Source organism: Acinetobacter sp. YH12235 (genome assembly GCF_013417705.1).
GTDB lineage: Bacteria > Pseudomonadota > Gammaproteobacteria > Pseudomonadales > Moraxellaceae > Acinetobacter.
Genome location: NZ_VPDL01000003.1, coordinates 1 through 15,005, shown reverse-complemented (window position 1 = coordinate 15,005; position 15,005 = coordinate 1). Strand labels below are relative to the sequence as shown.

At 44.7% G+C, this 15,005-nt stretch carries 11 protein-coding genes; 4 read left to right on the top strand and 7 right to left on the bottom strand.

Features of this window, described 5'->3' with window-relative positions; translation table 11 throughout:
* Window positions 1–13: 13 nt before the first annotated feature.
* Genes FTV13_RS02465 through FTV13_RS02455 form a run of 3 tightly spaced genes read right to left on the bottom strand, consistent with a single transcriptional unit; the run spans window position 14 to window position 4,789 of the window.
* On the bottom strand, window positions 14–1,426 hold the full coding sequence (locus FTV13_RS02465; RefSeq protein ID WP_180010868.1) for an efflux transporter outer membrane subunit: 1,413 nt from the start codon (window positions 1,424–1,426) through the stop codon (window positions 14–16).
* Window positions 1,427–1,436: 10 nt separating this feature from the next.
* Window positions 1,437–3,413 carry a MacB family efflux pump subunit gene (locus FTV13_RS02460; protein WP_180010866.1) on the bottom strand — a complete coding sequence of 659 codons (1,977 nt, stop codon included), beginning with the start codon at window positions 3,411–3,413 and terminating at the stop codon, window positions 1,437–1,439.
* A gap of 2 nt (window positions 3,414–3,415) precedes the next feature.
* Window positions 3,416–4,789, bottom strand: a complete 1,374-nt coding sequence (locus tag FTV13_RS02455) for a MacA family efflux pump subunit (RefSeq protein ID WP_180010864.1) — start codon at window positions 4,787–4,789, stop codon at window positions 3,416–3,418.
* Between the two features lie 600 nt (window positions 4,790–5,389).
* Here FTV13_RS02455 and FTV13_RS02450 point away from each other — a divergent pair.
* Window positions 5,390–5,839 carry a bacteriohemerythrin gene (locus FTV13_RS02450; RefSeq protein ID WP_166136355.1) on the top strand — a complete coding sequence of 150 codons (450 nt, stop codon included), beginning with the start codon at window positions 5,390–5,392 and terminating at the stop codon, window positions 5,837–5,839.
* Here FTV13_RS02450 and holA read toward each other — a convergent pair.
* From holA to FTV13_RS02430, 4 genes are all read right to left on the bottom strand, one after another.
* Window positions 5,836–6,834, bottom strand: coding sequence for a DNA polymerase III subunit delta (gene holA / locus FTV13_RS02445; protein WP_179992379.1), 999 nt, complete (start codon window positions 6,832–6,834; stop codon window positions 5,836–5,838). The two genes, FTV13_RS02450 and holA, sit on opposite strands and share 4 nt — an antisense overlap.
* 9 nt (window positions 6,835–6,843) lie before the next feature.
* A complete protein-coding gene (locus tag FTV13_RS02440) occupies window positions 6,844–7,377 on the bottom strand; it encodes a hypothetical protein (RefSeq protein WP_180010862.1) in 534 nt (177 codons plus the stop codon).
* A gap of 278 nt (window positions 7,378–7,655) precedes the next feature.
* Window positions 7,656–10,277 (bottom strand): leucine--tRNA ligase, encoded by a 2,622-nt coding sequence (gene leuS, locus FTV13_RS02435; RefSeq protein ID WP_166139080.1) that lies wholly within the window; start codon window positions 10,275–10,277, stop codon window positions 7,656–7,658.
* A gap of 122 nt (window positions 10,278–10,399) precedes the next feature.
* Window positions 10,400–10,750, bottom strand: coding sequence for a DUF4124 domain-containing protein (locus FTV13_RS02430; protein ID WP_180010861.1), 351 nt, complete (start codon window positions 10,748–10,750; stop codon window positions 10,400–10,402).
* A 681-nt stretch (window positions 10,751–11,431) separates the two neighbouring features.
* Here FTV13_RS02430 and FTV13_RS02425 point away from each other — a divergent pair.
* From FTV13_RS02425 to ilvC, 3 genes are all read left to right on the top strand, one after another.
* A complete protein-coding gene (locus FTV13_RS02425; RefSeq protein ID WP_180010859.1) occupies window positions 11,432–13,159 on the top strand; it encodes an acetolactate synthase 3 large subunit in 1,728 nt (575 codons plus the stop codon).
* Window positions 13,156–13,647: an acetolactate synthase small subunit gene (gene ilvN / locus FTV13_RS02420; protein WP_004782091.1), complete on the top strand. Its 492-nt coding sequence runs from the start codon at window positions 13,156–13,158 to the stop codon at window positions 13,645–13,647. The genes FTV13_RS02425 and ilvN overlap by 4 nt, the downstream gene beginning before the upstream one ends.
* A 107-nt stretch (window positions 13,648–13,754) precedes the next feature.
* On the top strand, window positions 13,755–14,771 hold the full coding sequence (ilvC, locus tag FTV13_RS02415) for a ketol-acid reductoisomerase (RefSeq protein ID WP_005232140.1): 1,017 nt from the start codon (window positions 13,755–13,757) through the stop codon (window positions 14,769–14,771).
* The last annotated feature ends 234 nt before the right edge of the window (window positions 14,772–15,005 follow it).

The following is a 15,005-nucleotide window of genomic DNA, read 5'->3' as shown; positions in this document are numbered from 1 at the left end:
TCAAATATATTGCTTAAGGTAGTTGTTTGATCGGGCTACCACCCAAAGCTTGCATCAGGGTCACATAAGCATTGTATTGGCTTTGTCGGGTTTGCACCAAAGATAGACGGGCATTCCGCGTAGTTTCCTGTGCATCCAGCAGATTTTTCAATGCTACTGCACCATTACGATAACGCACTTCGGTCAAACGTTCAGTACGTTCAGCCAGTTCAACGTTACGCTGTTGTAACGCAACCTGTTTGGTGAGTTCAGTACGATTAGACAAGGCATTCTCTACATCGGCAAAAGCTTCATACATGGTCTGACGATACTGGATAATCGCTTTTTCATATTCCAGTTCATTCACCTGCAAATCACGCTTCATGTCATTCCATTGCAGGAATGGCAGGCTGAGTCCAGCACCTAAGGTCGCCACCGGATTTTTAAGTGCATCTGACAATGATGAACTGGTGCCCACGCCGGTACTTAGGCTGCCAGTCAGACTGATCGAAGGATAATAACTGGCTTTATTGGCATCCTTGTTGGCCAAGGCTTTACGCAAACGCAGTTCAGTGGCTCTCAAGTCAGGACGACGGGAGAGAAGGCTAGCAGGTAAGCCGGCTTCAATCGACGGTAAAGTAATATTCGGTAAACGTTTAGGTTCCTGAATCGAAAGCTGTTGCACAGGCATATTCATGAGTACTGCCAGCGCCGTACGCGTTTCCACACGTTGCTGTTCAATCTGACTTAAGGTCGCTTGCTGGCTTTGGATCGCCTGTTCAGCTTGAGTCAGATCGAGACCAGATACTGCCCCGGCGCGATACTGGACATTGACCAGATCATAGGTACGCTGTGCAGTCGCTAGGTTTTGTTGAACTACGCTATAACGTTCATTTAGATAACCCAGCTGCCAGTACAGTTGAGCAGTCGTACCAATCAGACTTTGTGCAGTCGCCTGCAAGTCCTCTTCAGATGCCAGGGCTTCCCAGCGTGCTGCTTCAGTCTGATTGGCCAATTTACCGAACAGATCCAGTTCATAGCTTAAGCCAGGGAAATTAACCCCAAAACCGGATGAACTACTGCCATCTTCCAGATCAAAGCTTCTACGCGTGGTTAGTCCTGCATCACTGATGCGTACACCTTGCTGACTTTGTGTCTGTCTGGCCTGAATACGGGCTTGCTGCAAATTAATCCCGGCTACGGCCAGATCACTATTGGCTGCCAGTACGTCATTCACCAGACTATTCAATTGCGGATCTTTAAATAGAGTCCACCATTGATCTGCCAGAATATCAGCATGGATTTGCTGGCTTACAGCTTTACTGTTTTGAAAGTTGTTAGGCACCTGTACAGCAGGTTGTTCATACGGCGTTTTCACCACGGCCGCACAGCCGACCAATGAACTCCCTAGAATCAGGGCACTGGCAAGTTTGGTAAGAGTATGCATATCAGATTCCTTATTCTCGAGAAAGTGCATCGACCGGATTCAAACGGGCTGCATTACGTGCCGGGATAAAGCCAAACACAATACCGATCAGGCTTGAGCAGACAAAGGCCGCGACAATCGATGTGGTCGAGTATGCCATCTGGAAGGTTCCTCCAGCAAAATGCGTAATCAGCTGACCGATACCGAGTGACAGCAATACGCCTAAGATACCGCCCAGAATACAAACCAGAACAGCTTCAATCAGGAACTGCTGCAGAATGTCACTTTGGCGCGCACCGACCGCCATCCGTACTCCGATTTCCTGAGTACGTTCAGTCACGGAAACCAGCATAATATTCATTACCCCGATCCCACCGACAACCAGTGAAATCACTGCAATTGCCGAGATCAGCAAGGTCATGGTCTGGGTCGTTTGCTGAATCGTTTCACGGATACTGTCTGCGTTTTGCGTAAACACATCCTGCGCACCGTGGCGTTGGACCAGTAGATTTAAAATGGCATTTTCCGCGGCTGCACTTGGATATTCATCCTTAATACGCACAATGATCTGACGCACATTCGGTTGACCCAGCATACGGCTCATGACGGTAGAGTAGGGTAGATAGACATTCAGGCTATCATTATTCCCCATCATGCCTTTTTGCGCATCAATGACGCCAATCACCCGGCTCGGTACACTGCCTAAGAGCAGTACCTGACCGACAGGATTGGTGCCATCTGCAAAGAAAGTATTTTGGGTGTTGGTATCAATCACCACATCCTGCGCCTGTTCAATGATACTTTCTTTATCAAATGGCTGACCTGATTTAAAGGTCATACCTTTGACATAGAAGAAGTCTTCACTAACGCCGTTGACAGTGGTCGATGCTTCGATCTCTTTGAAGCGTCCAGTCACACTGCTGTTGACCGATGGGCTGACCCCATCCACATAAGGCTGTTCTGCCAGTGCATCGGCATCAGCGGGAATTAGCGTCTTAGATTGGGAGGATCGTGAATTATCCCCGAAGCCCCGGCCTTGGAATACGGTAATGGTATTGGTCCCGAGACTGCTGATATTTTCCAGAATCTGCTTTTGTGAACCATTACCGAGCGCAACGACTGAAACAACCGACGCGATCCCGATAATAATCCCGAGCATGGTCAGGAAGGTTCGCATCCGGTGTGCATTCATGGCCAATAAAGCCATACGGAAAGCTTCACCGAGACGGTCTACCGCGGAACGCCAGCTCGAGATTTTCTTCTGTTCATTTCGAACCAGATTTTCTTTCTCGAAACCATCATCAACTTCAGGGACATTTGGTTTATCTGAAATAATATTCCCGTCTGAAATCTCGATAATGCGCGTCGCATTTTTTGCCACATTATGATCGTGCGTGACCAGAATAATGGTATGACCTTTGGCATTCAGCTCACGCAGAATCCGCATCACTTCAATACCGCTATTCTTATCCAGTGCACCAGTCGGTTCATCAGCAAGAATCACGTCACCGCCATTCATCAGGGCACGGGCAATCGAAACACGCTGCTGCTGACCACCAGACAATTGACTCGGACGGTTCTGAGTTTTTTCACCCAAGCCTAAATCAGTCAGTAACTTGACAGCACGTTCATGACGGGCATCTGAATCTGCACCGGCATAAATCGCTGGAACTTCGACGTTACCTGCCGCACTCAAATCACCGAGCAGATGATAGCGCTGGAAAATAAAGCCGAAATATTCACGACGTAACTGCGCCAGTTCATCAGCTTCAAGTTCGCGGGTTTCACGGCCTTTAACTTTATAGCTGCCCTTGGTTGGCTTATCCAGACAGCCCAGAATATTCATCAGGGTGGATTTACCCGAACCGGACTGACCGACAATGGCGACCAGTTCGCCCGGATAAATCTCCAGATTGACCCCTTTTAAAATCTGGACCGTGCTTTCACCCGCAGGGAATTCACGAACCAGATTCTTGACCTCGAGTAGAGGTTGCTGTTGTTGATTCATGCTTACATTCTCATTGGGCCGGCGCCACCAGGACCACGGCCACTGCCGCCACGTTTAGCACCGTCATTAGAAGTATCAGAGCCATCTGCAATCACAACCTGATCACCACGTTTCAAGCCTTTGATCACTTGTGCGGTTACACGGTTATTCAGACCAATCAGGACAGGGGTTGGTTTTGCTGTTCCGTCTGCCTGCAATACACGAACCATGGCACGCTGAGCTTTACCTTGTTCAACCAGGGCACGTTCAGCATCAGAAAGTTCTAAGCGAGGAGGGCGGTCACCTGCCGGACGTTTACTATCGCCACGGGCTTGATCCTGACCTTCACCACGTGCAGATGGGTCAACGGCACCGCAAGAGCCTTCACCACGATTCGGACGTTGTGGACGGTTTGAACCTTGAATGGCAGCCGCCGGAACAGTCAGTACATTTCGTGCTTCATCAAGAACGATATAGACTTGCGCCGTCATATCAATACGCAGCTTGCCATCTTCATTCGGTACATCAAACAGGGCGTTGTAATACACTGCAGAGCCTGAAGTTGAGCTTGAAGTATTGGTTTCGGTATTAATTGAATTTGGTGCAGGTTCAACCTGACGAAGTTTGGCGTAAATTTTCTTATCAGTATTACCCAAAGTAGTGAAGTACACTGTTTGGCCTTCCTGAACTTTCATGACATCGGCTTCGGAAATCTCAGCCTTAATCGTCATGGTATCCAGTTGTGCCAGTTTCACAATCGTTGGTGCGCTTTGATTGGCGTTTACAGTCTGACCTTCTTCAGTCACGATCGCTACGATAGTTCCATCCATGGGTGCCACGATTTGGGTATAACCGAGATCTTCTTTCGCGGTTGCCAAGGTTAAACGTGACTGCTCAATCTGTGCATTAATCGCAGTGATATCTGCCTGAGCGGTTTTGTAGCTGGCTAATGCAGATTCCAGTTCTGAACGCGAGGTTGCATCTTGGGCATACATGGCTTGCTGACGCTTATACTCGGCTTCCACCTTGGCAAGGTTGGCCTGTTTCACGGCAAGCTGTGCCATCTGGTTTTTAATGCTGGCTTCAGCAGTCTTTAAATCATTTTCCTGACGAACAGAGTCAATTCGGGCAATCAGTTGGCCTTGTTTGACCTGATCGCCGAGTTGCACATACATTTTTTTAACCTGACCCGAAACCTGGGCACCGACACTGACCATTTTGGTGGCTTCAAGTACACCAGTTGCCAGTACCGAATTTTCAATATCCCCTTGGGTCACTTCAGCTGTAATGTATTGTGGCTGCTGCTCTTTTGGTTTCAGAAAATACCAGGCAGTGACTGCCACCAGGATGGCAATTACAATCGCCATAATGAGTTTCGCAGGTTTTATTTTTGGCATATGGATTCAGATTCGGGTCGTAGGATAACAGTTGATTATAAAAGCGAAATTAGGATAAAACGTGAATTTTTTTTATTTAAAATGAGAACTATTTTCCACTGCCTGGTTTAAAAAAGCATATAAGATAAAACCTGATTTTATATAAAGGATTCATTGACCTACTCCTATTGGAATCATCTTTTTTAGGTGAAATTTTATACGATTTAGCTATCCAAAAAATATTGATCATATGATGAATTAATTAAAACTTCATGGGAGTATAAAGTACTTCTCAGACATACTGCATGCAAAAACCTGGCCACTAAACTGCTGGTAAAAATACGCCATAATGCTGCTCAATATCATGGAAGTTTTTAATGATATTTGTTGTAAAAATAATTCTGCGCTAAAGCCAACCTCTTTCATTTTTAATCTAATTTTTCGAACGATGTGTTCTACTAAAATTTAAAAAATCTATGTTTTACATATAGATTTAAGCAAATAAAGTTTGTAATATCTAATTCCATAAAAAAAATATGGGTTTATTCATTAAGAGAATATGATCATTTAATGAGCGGAAAAATAATACGACTTTACTAAGAAAATTGATGAGGTTCATAGATGGAATGGAATGAAAGTTACAATATTGGAATTGAGGTGATTGATCATCAACATCGCCAGATTCTGGACTATATAAATGCTTTAGAGCAGGTCAAAAGTACCGGAGATCGCGATAAAATCCGGGAGGTTTTAGATGATTTGATCGACTATACTCAGTCACATTTCAGCTTTGAAGAAAACCTGCTGGAACAGGTGAGTTATCAATATTTGCCTTCACATCGCGGCATACATGAATTATTTGTCAAAAAATTAAATGATTATCGTCTGAAGTTTGAGCAAGGTCAGTCCATTGAAAAAGATTTATATCGTCTTCTGTCCAAATGGCTCATCAACCATATTCAGCACGATGATCAGGATTATGTAGAAGCAGTACGGGACAATATGCTGAGCTACCTGCGAACGCAGGAGAAGAAAAAAGGCAAAGGCTGGTTTGCGCGTTTCTTTAGTTAGGCACTCGGAGATGCAAACAAGCTTTGACCGCACATTTCAGCAATGGCCTGCAAGATCAGATGTTCAGGGTTCTCTCTGGACATCCCTTTGATTGCAGCATCGATCCGGATCAAAAGCTGAGGCCAGCTTAAAAAGCGCTGTGGACTTAAACGACGCAAGGCTTGCTGATATAAGCTCACTTTAGTCTTCCAGATACCGATTTGTAAGGCATTTTGTGGCTGTTCAAATAATTGCATCAATAGACGCATTTCTTTGCTGATACTCCACAAAATCAGGCTCATCGGTTCACCTGAGGCAATCAGATACTGAAAGATCTTAATTGATTGTGCCAAATTCCCATTGAGCAAGGCATCACTCAGATCATAGGTGCTGTAACGGGACTGATCCTGCAAGCAGGCATATAGATGGTCAATCTGGATAATATCTACTTCAGCAAAGGTATCTGCTACGCGCATCAGGCTATTTTTGGCTGCCAGCAAATTGTGCTCATGATGCTGCTCTAGCCATTGCCAGGCGTCATTGGCCAGCTTAATTCCCAGTTTTTCCGCTTCAATTCCGAGGATCTGTTGACGATCTTTTGGGTAGTTGGCCACTAGCGATACATTTACGCCATTGGCATCAATGGTCTGGAAAAAGCTGGATTTCAGGCTGCTGGCATCCTGTTTCGGCATGACCACCAACAGCAGGTTATCACTGTCCTGCTGCAGATAGCTTTTTAACAGTTTGAGACCGCTGGCATCCGGTTTGATATTGCCATGCACTTCAATTGCCAGTTGGCTAGAAAATAATGACAGGCTGTTTAAAGCATTGAAGACATTTTTCCAGTCAGAGGCAGAGCTAATATCATAACGCTGGCGTTCAACTTCACGGCTTTGCCAGCTGCTACGAAAGGCATCTACCAGATTCTGTTCCAGCAAAGGCTCCTGACCATGTAACACCCAGGCACCGCGAGCTTCATTGACACGTTTTAATGCCTGGAGGTAGTCAAGTTTCATTGGGTCGTCTTATTGGGCTGGTTGAGTCGAAGTTTCTGGTTTTGCCAATGGCAAACGATTCGATGAAATTTGACGGGCAATCTGCTGGGCCACATCATCAATCAGGACCTGATTTAAGAATTTTTGTTCCTGGTCATCCGTATTCACGGTTTCAATATCATATTGATAGGTACGGGTCGCAATTACCGTACGAGGTTCAGTCACCGGATTGCCTTGTGCATCTTCGATTCGGAAAGTCACATTCAGACGCAATAAGGTTTCCACCAGTTTGCCATTCAATTCTAAACGGCGAGGGGTGTAATCTAGGACACGTAAGACATAAGCATCAGGTGCATTACTCAGCTGTACTCCAGCAGCACCCAGGTAAACAGCCAGTTTTTCCTGAAGATCTTCAGTATTGTCAGGTAAGGCCAGACTCATGACTGAGTAAGCTACAGGTGCGGAACTCGGATTGGTTCCTTTTAAATGAAAGCCACAGCCAACGAGGCCTGCACTTAGACCACAAGTTAAAACAATTTCTGCTAAACGTTTGCCTAAATGCATGAGTATCCTCTTTTTCCCTCAGGGAAATATTTGAAATCCTGAACCGGATTGTAAAGTCAAAGCCCGTTGGCTGGCAACGGGCTTTGTTTGGAATTGTTTTTTAATCCCTCCCTACCTCCCTTTAAAAAAGGGAGGAGAACCCATTTTTTATATATGGACGGGAATTCCCCTCTTTATTAAAGAGGGGTTAGGGGAGATTAAATCCCTCCAAACCTCCCTTTCTTGCGCTTCAATATAAAGCAGTGCTTTATATCTTGCTCAAGGAGGCTTCAAGGAAATTAAACCACCAAGTTCACTAGCTTATTCGGTACCACAATTTCTTTCTTGGTTGGGCCAGTCAAGAATTGCTGAACTTCTGGCAATGCTTTGGCTTGAGCAAGAATGTCATCTTTAGATGCATCCACAGACACTTCAAGTTTGCCACGAAGTTTACCGTTGACCTGAACCACGATGGTTTGGGTATTACGAGTCAATGCAGATTCATCCACTTGTGGGAACTGCGCTTGAGTTAACTCGATTCCAAACTGAGCCAATAAAGTCTGACTTAAATGTGGTGCAAATGGTGCCAATAAAGTAAGAAGCGTAGTGATCGATTCACGTGCTACAGCAACGTCATTATCATCTTTCGCTTCAAACTTGTTGTTCGCATTTAACAGTTCCATCATTGCTGCAATCGCAGTGTTGAATGCGTGACGACGTTCAATGTCATCACCCACTTTCTGGATGGTTTCGTGAGTCTTGCGGCGTAAATCTTGCGCAGCTGTAGAAAGAGCGGCTTTATCGAAGTCAGTCGCGGTATTACCTTTTTCAAGGAAACCGGTTGCCAAACGCCATACACGTTTCAGGAAGCGGTTTGCACCTTCAACACCGGCATCAGACCATTCAAGTGATTGATCAGGTGGGGCTGCGAACATCATGAACACACGTGCAGTGTCTGCGCCGTATTGGTCAATAATCGCTTGCGGGTCGATACCGTTGTTTTTCGATTTCGACATTTTTTCCTGACCGCCAACGATGACATCTTGACCATCACCTTTGTATTTCGCAGAAGTGATGCGACCTTTCTCATCACGCTCAAGTTCGATGTCGGCAGGGTTGAACCAGGTTTTCTTGCCAGACTCAGATTCGCGGTAATAAGTATCCGCAAGCACCATACCTTGAGTGAGCAAGTTAGTGAACGGCTCGTTACCTTGTACCACGCCTTCGTCACGCATCAATTTGTGGAAGAAACGTGCATAGAGCAAGTGCAGAATCGCGTGTTCAACACCACCGATGTATTGGTTTACAGGAAGCCAAGTTTGACCTGCTTCAGGTTTTACCATGCCATCAGTAAAGTCTGGAGATGCATAACGTGCATAGTACCAAGATGATTCTACGAATGTGTCTAGCGTATCTGTTTCACGACGCGCGTCACCACCACAGCATGGACATTTAGTTTCGTAGAACTCAGGCATCTTGTTCAGCGGGTTACCTGAACCGTCTGGAACCACGTCAGTTGGAAGTACCACAGGCAGTTGATCTTCAGGCACTGGCACTTGACCACATTTGTCACAGTTGATCATTGGAATTGGACAACCCCAATAACGCTGACGAGATACACCCCAGTCACGTAGACGGAATTGAACTTTAACGTTCGCAAGACCTTGTGGTTCAAGTTTCGCCAAGAATGCATCAAACGCACCTTGGAAGTCTAAACCGTCAAATTCGCCTGAATTAACCAGTTTACCGTCTTTAGAGCCGTACCATTCTTGCCATTGAGTTGCGTCAAAGTCTGTATCTTCTGCACCTTTGGCATCAATCACTTGCTTGATGGTTAAGCCATATTTATTGGCAAATTCGAAGTCACGTTCATCATGTGAAGGCACCGCCATCACCGCACCTGAACCGTAAGACATAAGAACGTAGTTTGCGATCCAGACTGGAACTTCTTCACCTGTTACAGGGTGTTTCACAGAAAGACCTGTTGCCATGCCTTTCTTCTCAGCAGTCGCAAGATCCGCTTCTGCCACAGAACCCATACGGCATTCTTCGATGAATGCTTGAAGCTCAGGATTATTTTCCGCAGCTTTTAACGCCATTGGGTGTTCTGCTGCAACTGCAACATAAGTTACACCCATCAATGTGTCGGCACGCGTGGTAAATACAGTTAAACCGTCTGCATAGACTTCCGGATTCGCTGAAGGGAAGGTGATTTCCATACCTTGTGAGCGACCAATCCAGTTGCGTTGCATAGTCAGGACTTGTTGTGGCCAGCCGTCTTTCAGTGTTTCAAGATCGTCCAGTAATTCTTGCGCATAATCAGTGATGCGGAAGTAGTACATTGGGATATCACGTTTTTCAACCAATGCACCTGAACGCCAGCCACGACCATTTTCAACCTGTTCATTGGCAAGAACGGTTTGGTCGACAGGGTCCCAGTTCACAGTGGAAAGTTTACGGTAGATCAGACCTTTTTTATAAAGCTGAACGAATAACCATTGTTCCCAGCGATAGTATTCTGGTGTACAGGTTGCGAATTCACGGTCCCAATCTACAGACAGGCCAAGTTTCTTCAACTGATTACGCATGTAATCAATATTTTCGAAAGTCCATTTTGCAGGAGCGACCTGGTGTGCAATTGCAGCGTTTTCCGCAGGAAGACCGAAAGCATCCCAACCCATGGGTTGTAATACAGTTTCACCTTTTAAACGGTGAAAGCGGCTGATCACGTCACCAATGGTATAGTTACGCACATGACCCATATGCAGTTTGCCACTTGGGTAAGGGAACATCGAGAGGATATAACGACGTGGACCTTCTACAGTGTCGGCAACTTTAAAGGCTTTGCGAGATTCCCAGTCCTGCTGGACTTGAGGTTCAATCGCACTGGCTTGATATTCTGAGTCAATGTGAGTAGTCATATACGTAATACAAGAGAACGGTTAAAAAAAATATAAGGCACAGCATAGCGCAAAATGCACCTAAAAGTGAATTTTGCGTACGGGATTCTGCAGGAAAAATCTAAATTGGCAGACGAGTATGATTAGAAGGCTACATGCTCAGACTGACCACGTTGTAAAGCTTCATTGGCTTCACGCTGTTGCTGCTCATTTTCAGAAACGACAGGCACAGGTGCAGATGAGTTTGAGTTACCCGTTTCGGTCCGGTTCTCATTTTCGGTTGTTCTTGCTGGGGTAGGCGCGGAATTGGTCCAGCCATAGGTTTCTACTTTGCTTTTATGCTTGGCATTTTTAGGAGGCGGGGTTTTGGTATAGTGAGTCACGCCTTTGGCATCGACCCATTTATAATATTCAATCGCTAAAGCAGGGCTGCTTGCTACACCTAAAACAAGCGTAGTGGCAAAACTTACTGCGGTCAGGAAAGATCTTTTCATGAGTAAAAGTCCTGAAAATTTCAAGCGGTTAAATAGAGTTGTTATTGTAGAGAATTTTTTGCCATAAGATGATTTTTAATTCAATTAATTTTGTGATCAGTAGTGATCTTAATGTTTTGAGCTGATAACTAAAAAGAGTAATTTTATATAAAAAAAATTTATTTATAAACAGTTGCATTGAATTTCTTAAAAATTCATTCAATTTTTTTATATAAGACATATTAAAAATTTATAAAATTAAAGTTTTAAGTATATGAAATTTATTAATTTAAATTAGAATTTTAAAGCTAAAAACCAGAGTTAAAGTCGAAATTGCCTGTAAAAGCAGCAAATTTTAGACGTATAAACAATAATAGCCTGTTTTTTAAACTTGACTTTAAAGGCTGAAAACACAAGAATGCAGCAATAGTTTTATATGCCTTAGATCGATCACCCTTCGAATAAGTGTCATGTCATGCAATGGGCAATTTTTCTAGCCGAAAAATTGAACAAAGCGAACAAAATATGTTTACCCCAACATGTTTTAGATCTTGTATTGCTCGAACAGCAGGTAGATCGGATTTTTTATTCCTATTGCTTTGAAAACTATGAAATTTGTGTGCTATAACAGTGCAGACAGTTAATGAATGAACACTGCAAATGCCTCCCATTTGTGCAGTGAATAATATAGGGTGAATCACGTTGGAACTTCTATCTGGTGGTGAAATGCTCGTTCGCGCATTAGCGGATGAAGGCGTTGAACATGTTTTTGGATATCCAGGCGGCGCAGTACTGCATATTTATGATGCGCTATTTCAACAAGACAAAATTAATCATTACCTCGTACGTCACGAACAAGCTGCCGGTCACATGGCGGATGCTTACTCACGCGTAACAGGTAAAACTGGTGTTGTGCTGGTCACTTCTGGCCCAGGCGCGACCAATACCGTTACTCCAATTGCAACGGCTTATATGGACTCCATTCCAATGGTGATCCTGTCTGGTCAGGTTGCAAGCCATTTGATCGGTGAGGATGCGTTCCAAGAAACTGATATGGTCGGTATTTCTCGCCCAATCGTGAAGCACAGCTTCCAGGTTCGCCATGCCAGCGAAATTCCTTCAATTATCAAAAAAGCATTCTATATCGCGTCATCTGGCCGTCCAGGTCCAGTTGTAGTTGATATTCCTAAAGATGCAACCAACCCGGCAGAGAAATTTGCTTACGAATATCCTGAAAAAGTGAAGATGCGTTCGTATCAACCACCATATCGTGGTCACTCAGGTCAAATCCGTAAAGCGATTGATGAACTGATTCATGCGAAACGCCCAGTCATTTACTCAGGCGGCGGCGTGGTTCAGGGCAATGCTTCAGCACAATTAACTGAGCTTGCACATCTATTGGGTTACCCGGTTACCAATACCCTGATGGGCCTTGGCGCATTCCCAGGCGATGATCCACAATTCATCGGCATGTTGGGTATGCACGGAACTTACGAAGCCAACATGACCATGCACAATGCAGACGTGATTCTGTGTGTAGGCGCACGTTTCGATGACCGTGTAACCAATAACCCGGCGAAATTCTGTCCGAATGCCAAAGTCATTCACATTGACATCGATCCGGCGACCATTTCTAAAACCATCATGGCGCACATTCCAATCGTGGGTGCAGTAAAACCTGTACTGAACGAAATGCTGAACCAGTTGAAGCAAATGAATGTGTCCAAGCCAAATCCTGAAGCGATTGCGGCATGGTGGAAACAGATTGATGAATGGCGTCAGGTTCATGGCTTGAAGTTTGATGTACCGACTGATGGTTCTATGAAGCCACAGCAAGTGGTTCGTGCTCTAGACAAAGTCACCAATGGTGAAGCGATCATCACCTCTGACGTTGGTCAGCACCAGATGTTCGGCGCGTTGCACTATCGCTACAAACGTCCTCGTCAATGGATTAACTCTGGTGGTCTAGGTACGATGGGTGTAGGTCTGCCATATGCAATGGCGGCGAAACTTGCATTCCCGGATCAGCAAGTAGTGTGTATCACCGGTGAAGCATCAATTCAGATGTGTATCCAGGAACTTTCTACCTGTAAGCAGTATGGCTTGAACGTAAAAATTTTGTGCCTGAACAACCGTGCCTTGGGTATGGTGAAACAGTGGCAGGACATGAACTACGAAGGCCGTCACTCTAGCTCTTATGTAGAGTCTTTACCTGACTTTGCAAAATTGATGGAAGCTTATGGTCATGTAGGTATTCAGATTGACCACGCAGACGAGCTTGAATCTAAGCTTGAAGAAGCGATGGCAATCAATGATAAGTGCGTATTTATTAACGTAATGGTTGACCGTACAGAACACGTATATCCAATGCTAGTTGCGGGTCAATCGATGCAGGATATGTGGTTAGCAAAAGGGGAGCGCACGAAATGAGACATATTATCTCTGTACTCGTAGAAAACGAAGCAGGCGCGCTTTCTCGCTTGGTAGGTTTGTTCTCACAACGCGGCTACAACATTGAAACATTGAACGTTGCGCCAACTGAAGACCCAACACTTTCACGTCTGACTTTGACCACGTATGGTGATGATCACAAGATCGAACAGATCACCAAACAGCTGAACAAGCTGGTAGAAGTGGTTAAAGTGGTGGATCTGTCTGAAGGTGCACACATTGAACGTGAATTGATGCTGATCAAAGTGAAAGCTTTAGGCGCAACCCGTGATGAAATCAAACGTACGACCGATATTTTCCGTGGCCAGGTGGTTGACGTAACGCCAACAACTTACACGATTCAAATCGCAGGTACGACTGAAAAAATCGACGGTTTTATTGACGCATTAGCAGAAAACACGATTTTGGAAGTGGTGCGTTCAGGCGTGTCGGGTATTGCACGCGGCGAAAAAGTACTAACCATCTAAATTTTTTAAATTATTTCCTCATTCTAATAAGAAGGGGGCTTCAGGCAATGTGATCAAGGATCATTGCCTGATGAAACGGACACACAAGCATTTAAGCGGAGACAGCAATGCAAATTTTTTACGATAAAGACTGCGACTTATCTATTATCCAATCTAAGAAAGTAGCAATCATTGGTTATGGTTCACAAGGTCACGCACACGCGCTTAACCTTAAAGATTCTGGCGTTGACGTAACTGTTGGTCTACGCGCGAATTCTACTTCTTGGAAAAAAGCTGAAAACGCTGGTCTTAAAGTTGCTGAAGTTCCTGCTGCTGTAGCTCAAGCTGACGTAGTCATGATCTTGACTCCAGATGAGTTCCAAGCTCAACTTTACCGCGACGTGATCGAGCCAAACATCAAAGAAGGCGCGACTCTAGCATTTGCTCACGGTTTCTCTGTTCTTTACAACCAAGTTGTTCCACGTAAAGACCTAGACGTAATCATGGTTGCGCCTAAAGCTCCTGGTCACACTGTACGTTCTGAATACCAACGTGGTTCAGGTGTTCCTGACTTAATCGCGATCCACCAAGATGCTTCTGGTAATGCACGTAACGTAGCTCTTTCTTACGCTTCAGGTGTAGGTGGCGGCCGTACAGGTATCATCGAAACTTCTTTCCGTGAAGAAACTGAAACTGACCTGTTCGGTGAGCAAGCGGTTCTTTGTGGTGGTGCTGTTGAACTGGTTAAAATGGGCTTCGAAACTCTGGTTGAAGCTGGTTATGCTCCAGAAATGGCTTACTTCGAATGTCTACACGAACTTAAATTGATCGTTGACTTGATGTTCGAAGGCGGTATCGCTGACATGAACTACTCAGTATCTAACAATGCTGAATACGGCGAATACGTAACTGGTGTTGAAGTAATCAACGAACAGTCTCGTGAAGCAATGCGTAATGCACTTAAACGTATCCAATCTGGTGAATATGCGAAGATGTTCATCCAAGAAGGTGCGTTGAACTACCCATCTATGACTGCTCGTCGTCGTCAAAATGCTGCACACGGTATCGAACAAACTGGTGCTAAATTGCGTGCGATGATGCCTTGGATTCAAGCAAACAAAATCGTTGATAAAGAGAAAAACTAATTTCTCAAATCAATTGATTTGAATGCGAAAACCCACTCACTAGAGTGGGTTTTTTTATATAGTCGAATAATAATTTAAATAAATATAAAAAGATAAGATGAAAGATCGTAAGCGTCCGCTGAACACACCTTATGAATTCATCCTATAAGCCTTAATTTAGTCCCCACTTAAAAACAAGTGGGGACTAAAATTTATGACTACAAATCACCAGACATCCATCGCATCTCTTGCGAA